The sequence below is a fragment of the Prosthecobacter vanneervenii genome (assembly GCF_014203095.1).
Lineage (GTDB): Bacteria > Verrucomicrobiota > Verrucomicrobiia > Verrucomicrobiales > Verrucomicrobiaceae > Prosthecobacter > Prosthecobacter vanneervenii.
This window is the reverse complement of record NZ_JACHIG010000005.1, coordinates 507,305-521,506: the sequence shown is the minus strand read 5'-3', so window position 1 is coordinate 521,506 and position 14,202 is coordinate 507,305. Positions and strand designations below refer to the sequence as shown.

General features: G+C 62.4%; 14 protein-coding genes. 7 read left to right on the top strand and 7 right to left on the bottom strand.

What is annotated here, in order from left to right; all coding sequences use genetic code 11:
• Window positions 1-334: hypothetical protein (locus HNQ65_RS26575; RefSeq protein ID WP_221306164.1), on the top strand; the 334-nt coding region annotated here is incomplete at its 5' end.
• A gap of 8 nt (window positions 335-342) precedes the next feature.
• Here the strand turns inward: HNQ65_RS26575 and HNQ65_RS14410 are convergent.
• Window positions 343-1,137 carry an HNH endonuclease gene (locus HNQ65_RS14410; protein WP_184340257.1) on the bottom strand — a complete coding sequence of 265 codons (795 nt, stop codon included), beginning with the start codon at window positions 1,135-1,137 and terminating at the stop codon, window positions 343-345.
• Between the two features lie 38 nt (window positions 1,138-1,175).
• Here HNQ65_RS14410 and HNQ65_RS14405 point away from each other — a divergent pair, with 38 nt between their 5' ends.
• Window positions 1,176-1,832 (top strand): hypothetical protein, encoded by a 657-nt coding sequence (locus HNQ65_RS14405; RefSeq protein ID WP_184340255.1) that lies wholly within the window; start codon window positions 1,176-1,178, stop codon window positions 1,830-1,832.
• A 248-nt stretch (window positions 1,833-2,080) separates the two neighbouring features.
• Here the strand turns inward: HNQ65_RS14405 and HNQ65_RS14400 are convergent, their stop codons facing one another.
• The 5 genes from HNQ65_RS14400 to HNQ65_RS14380 form a co-directional block, all read right to left on the bottom strand.
• Window positions 2,081-3,409: an AAA family ATPase gene (locus tag HNQ65_RS14400; RefSeq protein WP_184340253.1), complete on the bottom strand. Its 1,329-nt coding sequence runs from the start codon at window positions 3,407-3,409 to the stop codon at window positions 2,081-2,083.
• Between the two features lie 174 nt (window positions 3,410-3,583).
• Entirely contained in the window at window positions 3,584-4,744 is a 1,161-nt protein-coding gene (locus HNQ65_RS14395) for a CHC2 zinc finger domain-containing protein (RefSeq protein ID WP_184340252.1), read from the bottom strand.
• A gap of 462 nt (window positions 4,745-5,206) precedes the next feature.
• Window positions 5,207-5,509, bottom strand: coding sequence for a MerR family transcriptional regulator (locus HNQ65_RS14390; protein WP_184340250.1), 303 nt, complete (start codon window positions 5,507-5,509; stop codon window positions 5,207-5,209).
• Window positions 5,510-6,034: 525 nt separating this feature from the next.
• The gene (locus HNQ65_RS14385) at window positions 6,035-6,847 is read right to left on the bottom strand and encodes a hypothetical protein (RefSeq protein WP_184340249.1); all 813 of its coding nucleotides are present in this window, start codon (window positions 6,845-6,847) and stop codon (window positions 6,035-6,037) included.
• Window positions 6,848-6,918: 71 nt separating this feature from the next.
• Window positions 6,919-7,479, bottom strand: a complete 561-nt coding sequence (locus HNQ65_RS14380; protein ID WP_184340247.1) for a hypothetical protein — start codon at window positions 7,477-7,479, stop codon at window positions 6,919-6,921.
• 210 nt (window positions 7,480-7,689) lie between these two features.
• On the opposite strand from HNQ65_RS14380, the gene HNQ65_RS14375 reads away from it, so the two are divergent.
• The 4 genes from HNQ65_RS14375 to HNQ65_RS14360 all read left to right on the top strand — a co-directional run bounded on the left by HNQ65_RS14375 (window position 7,690) and on the right by HNQ65_RS14360 (window position 9,440).
• Window positions 7,690-7,941, top strand: a complete 252-nt coding sequence (locus HNQ65_RS14375) for a type II toxin-antitoxin system ParD family antitoxin (protein ID WP_184340246.1) — start codon at window positions 7,690-7,692, stop codon at window positions 7,939-7,941.
• Window positions 7,938-8,231: a type II toxin-antitoxin system RelE/ParE family toxin gene (locus HNQ65_RS14370; RefSeq protein WP_184340244.1), complete on the top strand. Its 294-nt coding sequence runs from the start codon at window positions 7,938-7,940 to the stop codon at window positions 8,229-8,231. Before HNQ65_RS14375 ends, HNQ65_RS14370 begins: the two co-directional genes overlap by 4 nt.
• 67 nt (window positions 8,232-8,298) lie before the next feature.
• Window positions 8,299-8,856: a YaeQ family protein gene (locus HNQ65_RS14365; protein ID WP_184340243.1), complete on the top strand. Its 558-nt coding sequence runs from the start codon at window positions 8,299-8,301 to the stop codon at window positions 8,854-8,856.
• Between the two features lie 203 nt (window positions 8,857-9,059).
• Complete coding sequence (locus HNQ65_RS14360) at window positions 9,060-9,440, top strand: hypothetical protein (protein WP_184340241.1); 381 nt, start codon at window positions 9,060-9,062, stop codon at window positions 9,438-9,440.
• Between the two features lie 327 nt (window positions 9,441-9,767).
• Here HNQ65_RS14360 and HNQ65_RS14355 read toward each other — a convergent pair whose 3' ends face one another.
• Window positions 9,768-10,298 carry a hypothetical protein gene (locus tag HNQ65_RS14355; protein WP_184340239.1) on the bottom strand — a complete coding sequence of 177 codons (531 nt, stop codon included), beginning with the start codon at window positions 10,296-10,298 and terminating at the stop codon, window positions 9,768-9,770.
• A gap of 243 nt (window positions 10,299-10,541) precedes the next feature.
• Here HNQ65_RS14355 and HNQ65_RS14350 point away from each other — a divergent pair, with 243 nt between their 5' ends.
• The gene (locus tag HNQ65_RS14350) at window positions 10,542-13,958 is read left to right on the top strand and encodes a PVC-type heme-binding CxxCH protein (RefSeq protein WP_184340238.1); all 3,417 of its coding nucleotides are present in this window, start codon (window positions 10,542-10,544) and stop codon (window positions 13,956-13,958) included.
• Window positions 13,959-14,202 lie beyond the last annotated feature (244 nt).

Below are 14,202 nucleotides of genomic sequence, written 5' to 3'. Positions count from 1 at the left end.
GGCTCCCACCATGCAAAGCGTTGGGTTTTCATCGACATGTCTTCTTGCCTCGATGCACCCAATTTGCCAATCGACAGGTTTTCAAACACGACCTAGACGCATCGTCAATAGTGCTGGCATGAGAACACATGCTCCAGTGCAGGATTCATCGCACTTCCGAACCGTCCAGGCCACTCTATGTGGCGAGACTCGTGCAATGGCGCTCTGCGGCCTGCTGGTGCATGCCAGCCAGTGGTTCAGCGTGATGCCACTGCCTGATGATCAGTGGGAAGTCTGCGTAAAAAAAGAAAATGAAGATCTTTTACACTCGTGGTGCGTCACCTTGCAGCAGTGAGCGCCAAATTACATCATCTGGAACTTCTTCCGATGCTCAGCCATGAAAGCGGGATCTGGCAGCACGGAGTCTTCTGGCAGTTCCAAGGCACAGCCCTCATACGCTGCAAAGCTCTCCTGCACCGCACGCTGAGGCAGCTCGCTGCGCAGGCGTTTGGAGAGCAGCAGACGCATTTGGTCATCAAATGAAATCAGATAACGATCAAACGCAGCATCGTGCAGCCGGGAGAGGCACAGGCCATTGCGCACATTCAAACGCTCTGCCGCATGTGTGCCCCATGGCAGTATATGAGAGGCAATGAGCAGCTCTCGCACCCCGAGCTGGGTCACACCACATCTGCCGCCAAAGTTATTTAGGACCGCATTGCGAAAGTAGTCCTGCCCTAGACGCACACTCACGGTGCTGGTCGTCGTGGTAGGACCTGAGGGCGGGGGCTTGATGATGCGGATGCCCTGCTTGGGCAGCACCTCCACTTCGGCCTCCGGCCCCGCCTTCATCAGCTCGCGCAGCGCAGCCTCACTGGCGGGCACACTCTCTCCCAGATTTGCATGAAACTCCTGCCACATCGTTTCATCCAGTTTGCTGGCACCACTCAGTCCCTTGATGCCGCGCAGCTTCAGCGCTGGGTCCAGAGAGGCCATGTTGCACAGTTTCATGGCCACACTGCCCGGCGTGCGCTCAAACTTCTTGGCTAGAGCGATCACCGTCGGCTGGCGCTCGTGCATCTGCCCAAAGCGCAGCTTGTGGTACACATTCAGAAGAATGAGCAGCTCGGGGCGGGTCCAGATTTTTCGTGCGGACATGCCAGGAAACTAAAGCGCCTGCACGTTGCAGGGAAGCCATGATTTTCAAAAACGACTCCCTTGATCCTGCGGCTGTATTTTCCTGTGCGGTTTCTTTGCGTGATGCTTGTGAACAATCCGCCAAAATGGAGAAATTCGATCTCAGCGATGCCTTCAACGGTCTGGATCAGTTCTTCCGAGAACTGATGCGCATCGCCTGCTTGTTTGAGGAATGGTCCTGCAAACATGTGGCCTTTGATGAAATGTATGAGGTCTGGCCATACCTCTTGGAGGACAAGTTTGGAGCCGCCTGTCTTCAGCGTATGAGCTTGGAAGACTTGAAACACTTTGATGCTGAAGACTGCCCGCTTGTGGCCATGAATCTGCTGCTGCCGTTGCATTATCAGGATGAGCCGCGCCTGCCTCTTGATGTCACAGTGGTCAACCCCGTGCCAGCTTCGCCATTCACCCACTGGCGCATTCAAACCCTGCGCTGCCTGAGTGGGGATGATGCTTTCGAGCCTATGTGCTATGGCGATGATCCATCAGACCCCGAGTATGAGACTTCTATTCTGGCGCTCTACGGCGTGAATAAAGCTGGTCTCATCGAGCATATTAAAGACTTCACCAATTATGCAGACGCCGTGGCCTTCGCTGTCAAGATCGCTCCGGGGGTCGAGTTTCCAGTGGATCCGTTGGTGATGCCGCGAGGTTGATAATGATGGGCTCAGAATGCCGCTCATGCGTTTTGATAAAGCGGAAAGCTCGGCAACCAAACATCCCCTCATGGTTGCCGGGAGTTGGGGTGTCATTTTGGATCAATTGTGCTTCTGGCTGCAATGACATGCCACGCAGTGCTATCCTGTTCGCCCCCAAATGAGAGCCCGATAAAGGATGGTTGCCGGTTGCCACTCTTAGGGTGGGCAACCGGCAACCATGGTGTCCGGGGTCGGACATGGAGAGGCTATTCCGCGTCCTCATCACTGTCGTCTTCGTCGGGATCGTAGTGGCTTTTGACACTCATGTTGCCGACGGTCTTGGGTGGCAGCAGCTTGTGAACGCCACCGCTGATACGCCTCTCATCCAAGGCGCGACGTGCCCACTTGCTTATCGTGCCTTTGTTTTTGTCCATCAGCTCTGCGATGTCCTTCTGACTCGTCACTCCATCCATGACATGCTGGATGAATTGTTCGTAGTCACTATTGACCGCCAGTTCACACTTGATATGCGTATTTCCCTGCTCATCGCTGGTGTAGTGCCAGAGGAGGTCGGGGAGGGGGTCGCCGGTGTTGCGGGAGGGTTTGGTGAAGTGGCTGACGAACTTGGCTCCTTTTTCGTCGTCCTGGCGGGCGTCGCGCAGCTCGATGATCCAGGCGCAGGCGTCCTCGCGCTTGCTGTGGCCGCGCATGGCCCCATTGCGCCCGGCGTGGTGCACGACGATGACGGTGATCTTGCGACGCCGCAGGTCGAGCAGCCAGTGGGAGATGGGCTCGTAGTCCATGCCTTTGTTTTCATCCACCCCGCTGGCCAGGGAGCTGAGATTGTCCAGAATGAGGACGCGGTAGCCGGACTCCAGGATGAGGTTGGTGATGCGCTGGCGGTCTTCGGCCTCGCCGATATTGACGGTGCTGGCCCCTTTTTCAAAGAGGTGCTCGTGGTGCAGGTACTGCACGCCGCTGTATTCCATCTGCAGGCCGTTGGAGCGGTACTGCGTCAGCTCCATGGACATCTCTCCGTCGATGTAGAGGACGGGCACGCAGGCGTCTGCGCCGCTGGGCGGGGGATCGAGATCCAGCGTGGAGGTGGTGGTGTCTGCGGTGCTCTCGGAGCCTCCTTCGCTCTGCGAGCTCCGAAGGCCTTCGGAGGAGGAGGAAGATGGGTTGCTGCCAGCGGCCCACAGGCCCAGCGGGGTGCGCTGGGAGATGGCGCGTGGCAGGGACATGGCCATCCAGGTCTTGCCCACGCCGCGCGGGGCGAAAATGTAGCCCAGATCTCCCTCGCACAGCCAGCGGTCCAGCAGGGCGGGGCGCTTGGGGATTTTCATGTGCTTGAGCTGCAGGGCGGTGAGCACATACGGGGCCAGCGGCGGGCGCGGTGGCGGCGGTGTGGCTGCTGCGGGCGCGGGGCTGCCAGTGCCCAGGGTGTGGGTGGCGGTGCCTGCGGGCAGGGTGCTGTAGCCGCGCATGCGCTCGTAGAGGGCCAGGTCTGCGGCGGTGGGCGTGAAGGGCCGTGCGGCCTGGATGTTTTCGATGTCGATCTGCGGGGCGGTTTCTTGGTCTTCGTTTGTTTTCATTGTCGTTGTTTGTTTTTCTTTTTCTTGGGTATTAGGACATGGTATGTCCTAAAATTGAGCTGTCTTCCTCCTCCTCTTACTCTTGCTCCTCCTCCCTGGAGGCTTGGTGGAGCTGGAGAGGCGTCTGCGAGTCCCGCTCCTCAGAGGGAGGAAGAGTAGGAGGAAGAGGAGGATTCAAAAAGGCGGGTGCACCTCGAGGTCGGGCTTGGGGAAGAGGTGGCGGCGGGCGATGGCGGCGGAGGTTTCATCGAGGCCGCTGGTGCAGTCGTTGAGGTCCTTGATGGGCAGGCCGTCGGCGCGGTGCAGGATGCCGAAGTCAAAGAGGTCCACCTCGCAGCCCACCCGGTGCAGCTGGGTGGCCCAGGCCTGGGCGCTTTTGACTCCGCCGCCGTCGGCATCGGCATGCGGGTAGATGCGCACGCGGCGGCCGCGCATGAGATCGAGCGCCTCGTCGGCGATCCTGCCTCCGGTGCTGCGGCCCAGCATGGCCACGGGGAGGACGTCCCAGCGCTCCAGCTCATGGGCAAAGTGCAGCGCGGCCAGGTAGTCGGGCCCGCCCTCGACGATGAGGAGGGTGCGGAACTGCGGCACCGTGCGCAGCACCGCCGCGCCGAGGGGCCAGCTCTTGCTGGAGCCGCGCAGGGTGTGGGCCTTGCGCGTGTGCAGCGTGCCGCACTCGGGGAAGGGCAGGCCGTCCAGCCGCCGGGCCTCGGCGCTGCGCTGGGCGGCATCGGTGAGGATCCAGCACTGAAACCCCTGCACGATGCCAAAGGTGAGCGTGCGCAGCCCCAGCGCCAGGGACACGGCCTCCTGGGTGATGCGGCGCGACTGCGCGACCTGCTGCCAGTCTTTCTCCGTGCCACGCTGCAGCGGTACACGCACCGCGCCGGGGGCATCGTCTGCGGTGGCGGGAGGGGCTGGCAATGGCGTGCCGCCGGGTGCGCTGGTGGGGCGCATGGTGCTGGCGGCTGCCACGGGCTGCGATACGCTGCGCGCCGGGGTGGCTCGCGGCTGCTTTTTTCCTGAGGATGGCGGCGTGTGCTGCGGCACGCCGGAGATTTCCAAAAACTGCCGCAGCGCCTGCCCTTTGGTGAGCTGCCGTGCGGTGGCGATGAAGTCGATCACATCGCCGCTCTGCCCGGTGCCAAAGTCCTTCCACCGCCGCCCGCCATCGTAGATGGAAAAGGAGGGCGTCCTGTCCGGGCGGAAGGGCGAGCGGCAGCGCAGGGAGGGCTGCCCCTCCAGCCCCAGCACCTGCCACACCTCCGGGATGCGCAGGCGGTCTTTCAAGGCTGGTATAACGTGGTATGCTGTGGAGCTGTGTGTCGTGTTCATGATGGGGCAGGGGAAAGCGGGTGCGGTGTGGCTGGGAATCGTCCTCCTCCTCGTTCTCCTACTCGTCCTCGATCACGGTGGGTCGCAGGGAGCTGGATGGACGAAGGAACGAAAAAGGAGATATGTTGCGGGAGCTCTGGATGGCAGCCTTGTTGTTGTGCAACAAGGGGTGCTCCGCTGGATCAAAGGGATGCGGTGGTCCGTGTGCTGGTTGGTCTTGAAAGCGCTCCCCTGTTCCACAGGAACAGGGCTACTTGGCGCTGGGCGCGACCTCGTGTATGGGTGGCGTGGGAGCGGAAGGATCGAGGACGAGTTCGAGTAGGAGGACGAGGACGAAGCTGGTGGCGCGTAGATGGCGCTGGTGGCACGTGTGTGTGCCGGGTGTGGCGGGACTGATGATCAGGCGCGCCGACCCTGCACACGCAGCGGCGGTTGGGTGCCGCTGCGTGGTAGGGTGTGGTATCAGGCGGCGCGGTCCAGGGCTGCCGGGGCCGTGGGAGCCGGGGCGGGGGCTGCGGCAGCTGCGCCGGCGTACGGGTGGCTGGCCTTCAGGGAGGCCAGCACGCGGTCCAGCTCATAGCGCACCACGTGGCCCACATGGATGGTGGGGACCACGAGGCCCTTGCGCTCCCAGTTGACGAGCGTGCGGCGGCTCACGCCCAGCATTTCGCAGAGCTGGCCGGGGCTGAGGTATTCCATCAGTTCGGCGCTGGCGGCTGCGCTGGCTTCGGCTTTGGCGGCGATGGTGTTTTCGTGTGTTTTCATGGTATGTCCGGGTATGATGTTGTCTTTTGTTTTGTTTTTGGTTTTGATCATCTCCCCGGATGCACCACAGGTTTTCCGCAGTTCATCTCGTGAAGATGTAATGTCGTTGGGACACTTTGGAAAAAGTCAACCGTGTTTGTGAAAATAATGTACCAAAAGGTGCGCGCCCCTCTGTTTTGGGTGCCCGAGCCCCTGTCGGCTGCTGAATAGCAGCTCGTGGTATGAAGTGGTGCGGGTGCGTGTTGGCACTCCTGTCGTAGGTTGGGTGTGTTTGGCGTCGAGAGTACACGCCTGCTCGACCGCCCCCTCCGCCAAACCGCCCGACCATCAGCGCCTTCCTACGCCGTGGTGCTTGCCGTACGCTGGTGGACGGGCGGGCTGTCGCCACACCCATCCTACGTATGGCGGGCATGCAAGCACTGGCTGCTTGACTTGCCTTGAAGTCCCCGACTGAACACCAAGTCTTTTCTTCAGAGCCGAACTTTCACCGGCTCCGAAATAGACCCGGCTTCAATCAATAAGGGCTTACTTCGTCCCGGCTTTGTCCTCGGCCAGTACTTTATCGAACAGCTTGCGCACCTGTGCCCTGCGCTCTTCGGCGGGCAGTTCCTTGATCTGCGGAAACAGCTCCCGCATGCGATTGCGGAATCTCTCCTTGGCGGCATCAGAGAGCGACTCGTACTGTTTGCGCATCTCGGGGTCGGGGCCGTCCCGCTCCGTATACGAAGGCCTTTCCTTCCCAGCCTCGGCAGAGTCCTTGCTGGCGGGTGTGGTGGCCTTGGGCTTGGCGGCGGGCCAGGTCTCGATGGGGGTGATGGAGAGGGTGTAGGCCACGCCGGAGACCTGCATCAGCTCGTATTTCTGCCCTGGCTTCAGCAGCAGCATGCCCGAGCCTCCGTGTCGTGTGCTGCGGTAGGTGGTCTGCACATTCGCGGTGCCCGGGTTGCCCACCTGGGAACTGGGCACGAGTGCGTTGGAGGTGAGGGCGTAACTCAGCTTCAGCGTGCCGTCTGCCTGTTCGGAGAAATCGCCGCGCAGGGAGATGGCTGCGTCGTCCGGCTGCGCCTCCTGCAGCGTGGAGAGGCTGCCGCTGATCTGAAAGCTGGCGGAGCAGGTCTGGGTGGAGATCTCTCCCAGGCTGTGCTCCCCGGCGGCGGCGCTGATGACGATGCGGTAGTTGGCCGTGAGCTGGGGTGCCTCTGCTTCCTGCGCAGGGGAGACGCGAGGCAGCACCGGACGCAGCGCAGGTGCGTTGGTCTGCGCCTGCGCCTCTGCCTGCATGAAACCGGCGGCCAGGGTCAGCACCAGGGCATGGGGGATGAGCGGGAAGGGTTTCATCGGCGTCGGTAAGAGGGGCGGTGGGGCGGGGTGGAGACTGGCGCTGCGATGCTGAGCGGCCACAGATTTATTTATTTCTGTGGCTCTGCGCTGATGGTGAGGGTGTAGGCCACGCCGGCCATCGTCATCAGCTCATAGCTGCGGCCGGGCCGCACGCGCAGCGCGCCGCTGGAGGAGTGATCTCGGAAGGAGAAAACGGTGGTCTGGGGTGCGGGCTCGGCTTTGTCTCCGGCGGCGTCCTTGCTCTTGGCAGGTGCGGACGTGGTGGTGCTCGATACCACCGGCACGCTCAGGCCAAAGTGATACGTGACCAGCAGCGTGCCATCTTCTTGCTCGGCCATCTTGCCGTGCAGAGAGAGCGTGGTGGCGGGCATGCTGTCCTCCTGGGGCTTGTCCAGGAAGCCGGAGACCTCCAGTCCGGTGGAGCACGTGAGCTGGGAGACGGCACCGAGGGATTTGTCGCCGGACTTGGCGGTGAGCGTCAGGCGGTAGTTGGTGCTCAGGGTGGGCGTGGTGCTGGCAGGCGCGAGGGACTGCCCCACACGGACGGGCACTCGTGCTGGCTGTACCTGGGCATGCAGGCTGGCGGCCGTGAGGATGAATGCAGCGGCGAGGAGGCGTGTGGCTTTCATGGGAGTGGAGAGGCGTATGCGTGCAGGTGCTGCAGCATGCCGGTGGGGCAGGGGCGGGCGGGCAAAGGCGATTGGACGCAGTATCAGGGAAAATTATTTTGGGTTTGCGCAATTTTTTCAATCCTATTCCGCATGGGGTGAGGAAAGGCGGGGCGGGGGCTGGGTGGTGTGGCTGTCTTGACAGTGCGGAGCTTTGAGAGATGATGTGGCATGACTGTGACCCTCCCTGCTGCCATGGAATCTTTCGTGCGGCAAAAGATCGCCTCAGGGCTTTACGAGAGCGCCGATGAGGTCGTGGTGGACTCCCTCGGGCTCATGCAGCAGCAGGAGCAGTGGAAGGCAGCAGCCTCTGCCAGGATCGACGAGGGCCTGAGTGATCTGGATAGCGGGCGCAGCCTCACGTCCGAGGAGTCACGCGCCGAGATGGCGGCTTTCAAGGCACGCTGGCGGGCGCAGGCATGACGGCACCGATTTACAGCCGTGCCGCCCAGGGAGACCTGCAGGACATCTGGGCCTACGTGGCGCAGCACAACCCCGAGGCGGCCGATGCCCTGGAGGCAGACATCCGGGCAGAGGCGGAGCATCTGGCGGCACTGCCAACACTGGGGCACCGCCGTCGCGATCTCACCCGGCACGATCTGTGGTTTCGCACTGTCAGGAAAAACTATCTGATCGTGTATCGCGTTGGAACGCAGCTGGAGATCGTGCGCATCTTGCACGGAGCGCGGGATGCCGTGCACGAGCTGCACTAAGCGCACAAGATGTGCATGCCATGATTCCTTGACTATTCCCTGACCTCTGGACTCTTTGCGCCCCCACATGGCACTCAAAGCGATCATCTACAAAGCCAAGGTCTCCCTCTCGGACCTCGACCACAACATCTACTCCGACCACGAGCTCACCATCGCCCGGCATCCCTCGGAGACGGAGGAGCGCATGATGATCCGGCTGCTGGCCTATGTGCTGAATGCGCCAGAGAACAACGACCACGGCACGCTGGAGTTTGGCAAGGACATGTGGGAGGCCGACGAGCCTGCGCTGAGCCAGCATGATCTCACCGGGCTGCTGGTGCATTGGATCGATCTTGGCCAGCCGGATGAGAAGCGCCTGGTGCGCACCTGCGGGCGCTCGCGCAAGGTCAGTGTGTACAGCTTTGCCAATACGGCGGCCACGTGGTGGGCCGGGCTGGCGGGGAAGTTTACGCGGGTGCAGAATCTCCACGTGTGGCAGATCCCGGCGGCAGAGAGCCAGGAGCTCGGCACGCTGGCAGATCGCTCCATGAGCCTGACGATCACGCTGCAGGACGGCGTGCTGTTTGTGGAGGAAGGCGGGCGCACCGTGGAGCTGCATCTGGCACGGCTGTGCGGCGCGGAGTAGTCGCTGGGGCAGGGGTGGGGCGGCAGGCGGTGCTGAGGGCATGCCTGCTTATTTAAGATAGGATATGCGCCCAATTTTCAAACGGGGCTCCTTTGGGTTGAATCGGGGTGTTCTGTGCCGCGTCTCACTGGCTGACGTTCGCTTTTGGCGACGCCTTCCCAAAAGAGTCATCGATCACAGAACAAACCAACCCATCAACCACCATGAAAACGTTTCACTCCCTCGCCGTGGCCACCGTGCTGGGCATGATTGCAGTGCCAAACAGCGCCAGCGCCGGGTTTCCCTTCTTCCGCTCGCATCCTCGTGTGAATGAGGTCAGCGGCCGACTCAACAATGAGCAGCGCCGTATTAACCATGGTGTGGCCACAGGCCGCCTCAGCCCGCTGCAGGCCGGACGCCTGCAGCGCGGAGAGCAGCGCATCCAGCAGCGCGAGACGCGCGACATGGCCATGCACGGCGGCCACCTGACCCGCCGAGAAACCGTGAATCTCAACCGCGCTGAAAACCGCGAGTCCGCCCGCATCAACCACGCCGAAGGCATGCGCCGCCCCGGCTTCTTTGGCCGCCTCTTCGGCCGCCGCTGATCGCTGGGTGGTTTAAGATTGTTAGTTGTTAGGTGTTGAGCAAACAGACGCGGCATCCCTCACAGGGTGTCGCGTTTTTGTTTGGGGAGTATGAAGACGCATGCCATGGCGTGGTATGGTGCAGTTTGGAGTGCGGCACATGAAGCTGCTGCTTTTTGAGCGGCTCGTGGTTTGCGTGGTCTTGATGGGACCGAGTAAGCTAACGGATGCCACTTGCGGGTATGAGATGGTATTTGAATGCCATTCAGCCAGTGGAAAGCCGTAGCTGCGATGCAGGCCTGCGCCTTGCATCTTCGCGACCGCAGTCCAAAGGGGTGCTGGCGGCACTCAGCCTCCTGCGCCTTCCTGCTCGAGGGGGCGTCCGCAGGTGTCGCAGCGGGTGGTGGAATGCAGGAGGGCTCCGCATTCGCTGCAGGCGTAGGTGATCTCCTCTTTGGCTTCGGAGATGCGGCCATCGTAGGGCAGGCCCTGGGCTTTCTTTTGCAGGCGCAGGTGCTCGGCCAGGGCGCAGAGGATCAGGCGGACGAGCCAGGCACCGGCGACCTGCAGCAGTGCGGGTACGATGCCCGCCACTCCGGCGATGATCAGCGTGGCCACGGCTGCCAGCACCGCCGCCTGCATGAGCAGCAGGGCGGTGGTGTCCAGCGTGGCCTCCAGGCCGCCATGGAAGTGGGACTTTGCAGGGACCTTCCGCGCTGTGGTGCCTTGGGCCTCGCTCTTGGCAGCGGGTGGCGGGGTGTCAGGGGGCACCGGGGTGTCGGTGGTCGCCTGGGTGCTGGGGCTGTCCGGCGTGCTCTCCTGCTCGCCCTGGCGTTGGGGTTTCTCGCGGGTTTTCCGCTGGGGTTTGCTTTTGCTCATGGCTCGGGAGGCGGGAGGTCGATGGCTTCCTTTTTAGCGGAGGGTGGGCAGGGGCGGCAATCTTTATCCAACAGGGCGGGGCAGGGGGGCTTATGGAGCTGGAAGCAAGTCTGCCTGCCGCTGCACACTCCTCGCCAGCCATTGCCAGATCCGACAAACCTTCTGCACTCCCCGGCTGCATTTCTACGAGAGAATGCTTGCTAAAGATGCGCCGCAGAGTCGTATCTTGCGCTTCCCTTTTCTATGACCACCCGCCTTGCCCTGATTCTCCTTGGTTCGATCGGTTTGGCTGCGCATGCCTCGCAGCCCACGTCTCTGGCCGATCTGCCAGATGCACACCCCGAGGCGGAGCTGAAGGCCTTTGTGGTCCCCGAGGGCTTTGAGGTGAATCTCTTTGCCGCAGAGCCCCTGATCCAGAAGCCGGTGCAGATGAACTGGGACGCGCAGGGCCGCCTTTGGGTCGTGTCCAGCACCACCTACCCGCACATCAAGCCCGGGGAGGAGGCCAAGGACCAGGTCGTCGTGCTGGAAGACACGGACAATGATGGCAAGGCCGACAAGTCCACCACCTTTGCCGAGGGGCTGCACATCCCCACCGCCCTGGCCCCGGGAGATGGCGGCCTGTATGTGGCGAACTCCACCGAGGTGCTCTTTCTCAAGGATGCGAATGGTGACCTCAAGGAAGATGACCGCACGGTGATGCTCAGCGGCTTTGGCACGGAGGACACCCACCATCTGCTGCACACTTTTCGCTGGGGCCCGGAGGGCATGCTGTACTTTGCGCAGTCCATTTATATTCATACGCATATGGAGACGCCCTACGGCGTGCGCCGCCTGATGGGCGGTGGCGTGTGGGAGTTCCGCCCGGAGACGCGCCGCGCGGAGGTCATCAGCAAGGGGCTGATCAACCCCTGGGGCTTTGAGTTTGACCGCTGGGGCCAGAGCTTTGCCTGCGACGGCGCGGGCGGGGAAGGGGTAAACTACATCTTCCCAGGCTCCGTCTTTGCCACCTCCCCGGGGGCCAAGCGCATCCTCCACGGCCTCAGCCCCGGCCAGCCCAAGCAGTGCGGCCTGGAAATCATCGAGGACCCGCATTTCCCCGCCGACTTCCAGGGCAACTTCGTGCTCAATGACTTCCGTGGCAATCGCGTGAACCGTTTCCAGCTCACCCCGAGCGGCAGCGGCTATATCGCCAAGCAGCTGCCGGACCTGCTGGCCTCCACCCACCGTGCCTTTCGCCCCATCGACGTGAAAATGGGCCCCGATGGCGCTCTTTATATCGCCGACTGGTACAATCCGATCATCCAGCACGGCGAAGTGGACTTCCGCGATGCCCGCCGCGACCACCAGCACGGCCGCATCTGGCGCATCACCGCCAAGGGCCGCCCGCTCAGCCCCAAGCCCCAGATCGCCGGTGCCTCCACCGCCGACCTGCTGAACATGCTGAAGTCTGACCGCAACTACGTGCGCCGCTTTGCCAAGCGCGAGCTGCGCGACCAGGGCGCTGCCAAGGCTGGCCGCGAGATCGAGGCCTGGGCCGCCGCGCTGGACACCAGCAAGGAAGCCGATGCCCACGCCCTGCTGGAGGCCACCTGGGCCCGCGAAGGGGTGAACTCCTTTGCCCCCACCCTCTGGCGCAAGCTCTGGGACAACTCCGACCCCCGCATCCGCGCCGCCGCTCTGCGCATTCTCTCCCACCGCTGGAAGGAATACGGAGACGCCATGAAGGTGCTGGAAAAGGCCGTGGCCGATGACAATGCCCAGGTGCGCCTGTGGGCGCTGGCCGTCCTGGCAGACATGCGCAAGCCTGGTGCTATCAGTCTGGCGCTCAAGGTTTTGGACATGCCCATGGATGAGAATCTGGACTTCCTTCTGGAGCAGACTTGCCGGGAGCAGGCAGAGGTGTGGCTGCCCGCCGTGAGCAGCGGCAAGCTCAAGCTGGACGAGCGCCCCAAGCACCTCGTCTATGCCATGAAGAGCACCGGCCGCAGCGATGCCCTGCCGCCGCTCTTTGCCTCCCTCAAGGCCGGAAAACTCAGCACCGAGGACGCCGCTGCCGTGCTGGCCATGGCCGGAGCCGCCGCTGATGCCGCCCAGGCCAAGGTCCTGGTGGCCATGGTGAATGACGCCGCCCTGGCCCCCCACTACGTGGGCCTGCAGGATGCCCTCATCAAGGCTGCCACCGACCGCAAGATCATCCCTGAAGGCGCTCAAGACACCATCATGGCCTGGTTTGACCGCCCCGAGCCCCACGTGGTGCACCGCGCCGCCATCCTGGCCGGGCTCTGGAAGGTGGAGCCCGCCCGTGAGAAGCTGGTGGCCCTGCTCACCGATGCCAAGACCATCCCCGCTATTAAAGACGGGGCTGTGCGCGGCCTCACGGCCCTCGGAGGCGTGAAATCCCGCGACCTCTTTGACAAGCTCTTTGCCGAGTCCCAGGACAACGGCCTGCGCAGCCTCATGATCGACGGTCTCACCAGCGTGGGCCCGCAGCTGGCCGCCAAGCGCGCCGTGGAGTTCCTGGCCAAGGCGGACGTGGACGCCGCCAAGCCGATTTTGACCGTTTTCCTCAAAAACAAGCAGCTCCCCGGCGTGCTGGCTAAGGAGCTGGACGGCAAGACGATTCTTGACTCCGTGGCCGTGGAGGGCATCCGCATGGTCACCTCCCGTGGCATCCAGGGCCCGCTGGCCGATGCGCTGAAAAAGGCCGGTGGTGTGAAGCAGATGGACCGCCCCCTGACCCCCGAAGAAATGAGCGCCCTCGTGGCCAAGGTGAAGACCCAGGGCGACCCCGCACGTGGCGAGGCCGTGTACCGCCGCCAGCAGATTCTTTGCATGACTTGCCACGCCATTGGTGAATCCGGAGGCGTGCTGGGGCCAAACCTCGTCAGCATCGGGGCCAGCGCCCCGGTGGACTACCTCATCGAAAGCCTGCTGGAACCCAGCAAGAAGATCAAGGAGGGCTACCACATGGTCATCATCAGCAAAAAGGACGGCGGAGTGATCTCCGGCGGCCTGATCAATGACGGTGCGGAGGAGTTGACGATTCGTGACCCCGCCAACCAGATCCTCAAGGTGGCCAAGTCCTCCATCGCCAGCCGCCAGATGAGCCCCGTGAGCATGATGCCCCCCGGCCTGACCGCCAGCCTGCGGGAGGACGAATTCGTCGATCTGGTGCGTTTCCTCTCCGAACTGGGCCGCGAAGGAGCCTACAAGACCCAGCCCAACCGCTATGTGCGCACCTGGAAGGCCATGGGCAAGATGGAGCAGAAGGATGTGGACCATGTCCGCCATGTGGGCAGCTTTGCCCTCAATGATGAGAAATATCCCTATCCATGGCAGCTTGCCATCAGCCAGGTCAGTGGGGATCTCCCCCTATCCGACCTGCCGGCTGCCCAGCGCATGTATCCATGGTTCCCAAAAATCGTACAATTCGGTCTGAAACTGGATGGTGCCGGAAAGGTAAAGCTGGGCTTCAGCACGGTTAAGGGGATCGTTGTAGCTGTGGATGAGGCTGAACTCAAGGAACTCAATCCGCAGCAGGAGCTGGATCTGGCTGCTGGAACTCACAGAATCAGTGTGTTAGTCACCAAGGAAGCTGGTGATCTGGCGGCATTACGCGTGGAAATCCTAGATGGAGCTGCCACAGTGGTCCCCTGAGCTGTTTGCAAAGACGAAAAATCGTAAAGCCGATGTATTTGCATTGACTGGAGGGTGGCGTTTTCGCTATTCTGAACGTTAGGCATGGTCTGCATGTCTCACGACGACGTACCGCCAAGCCCCAACCAGCGCCCCACTTCATGAGAAATCCCCCCACCGACCTGAGACAGAACGAAAGCCTCGTTTGGTCGAACGTTTGTGCACTTTCCGGGTTTGCCATGTCAAAGGTGCCAATGCCTTTCCG

Excerpts from the sequence above, each read along its gene's own strand:
- HNQ65_RS14410 (WP_184340257.1), bottom strand. The coding sequence starts at position 1,137 with ATGTCCGCACGAAAAATCTGGACCCGCCCCGAGCTGCTCATTCTTCTG.
- HNQ65_RS14405 (WP_184340255.1), top strand. The coding sequence starts at position 1,176 with ATGATTTTCAAAAACGACTCCCTTGATCCTGCGGCTGTATTTTCCTGT.
- HNQ65_RS14400 (WP_184340253.1), bottom strand. The coding sequence starts at position 3,409 with ATGAAAACAAACGAAGACCAAGAAACCGCCCCGCAGATCGACATCGAA.
- HNQ65_RS14395 (WP_184340252.1), bottom strand. The coding sequence starts at position 4,744 with ATGAACACGACACACAGCTCCACAGCATACCACGTTATACCAGCCTTG.
- HNQ65_RS14390 (WP_184340250.1), bottom strand. The coding sequence starts at position 5,509 with ATGAAAACACACGAAAACACCATCGCCGCCAAAGCCGAAGCCAGCGCA.
- HNQ65_RS14385 (WP_184340249.1), bottom strand. The coding sequence starts at position 6,847 with ATGAAACCCTTCCCGCTCATCCCCCATGCCCTGGTGCTGACCCTGGCC.
- HNQ65_RS14380 (WP_184340247.1), bottom strand. The coding sequence starts at position 7,479 with ATGAAAGCCACACGCCTCCTCGCCGCTGCATTCATCCTCACGGCCGCC.
- HNQ65_RS14375 (WP_184340246.1), top strand. The coding sequence starts at position 7,690 with ATGACTGTGACCCTCCCTGCTGCCATGGAATCTTTCGTGCGGCAAAAG.
- HNQ65_RS14370 (WP_184340244.1), top strand. The coding sequence starts at position 7,938 with ATGACGGCACCGATTTACAGCCGTGCCGCCCAGGGAGACCTGCAGGAC.
- HNQ65_RS14365 (WP_184340243.1), top strand. The coding sequence starts at position 8,299 with ATGGCACTCAAAGCGATCATCTACAAAGCCAAGGTCTCCCTCTCGGAC.
- HNQ65_RS14360 (WP_184340241.1), top strand. The coding sequence starts at position 9,060 with ATGAAAACGTTTCACTCCCTCGCCGTGGCCACCGTGCTGGGCATGATT.
- HNQ65_RS14355 (WP_184340239.1), bottom strand. The coding sequence starts at position 10,298 with ATGAGCAAAAGCAAACCCCAGCGGAAAACCCGCGAGAAACCCCAACGC.
- HNQ65_RS14350 (WP_184340238.1), top strand. The coding sequence starts at position 10,542 with ATGACCACCCGCCTTGCCCTGATTCTCCTTGGTTCGATCGGTTTGGCT.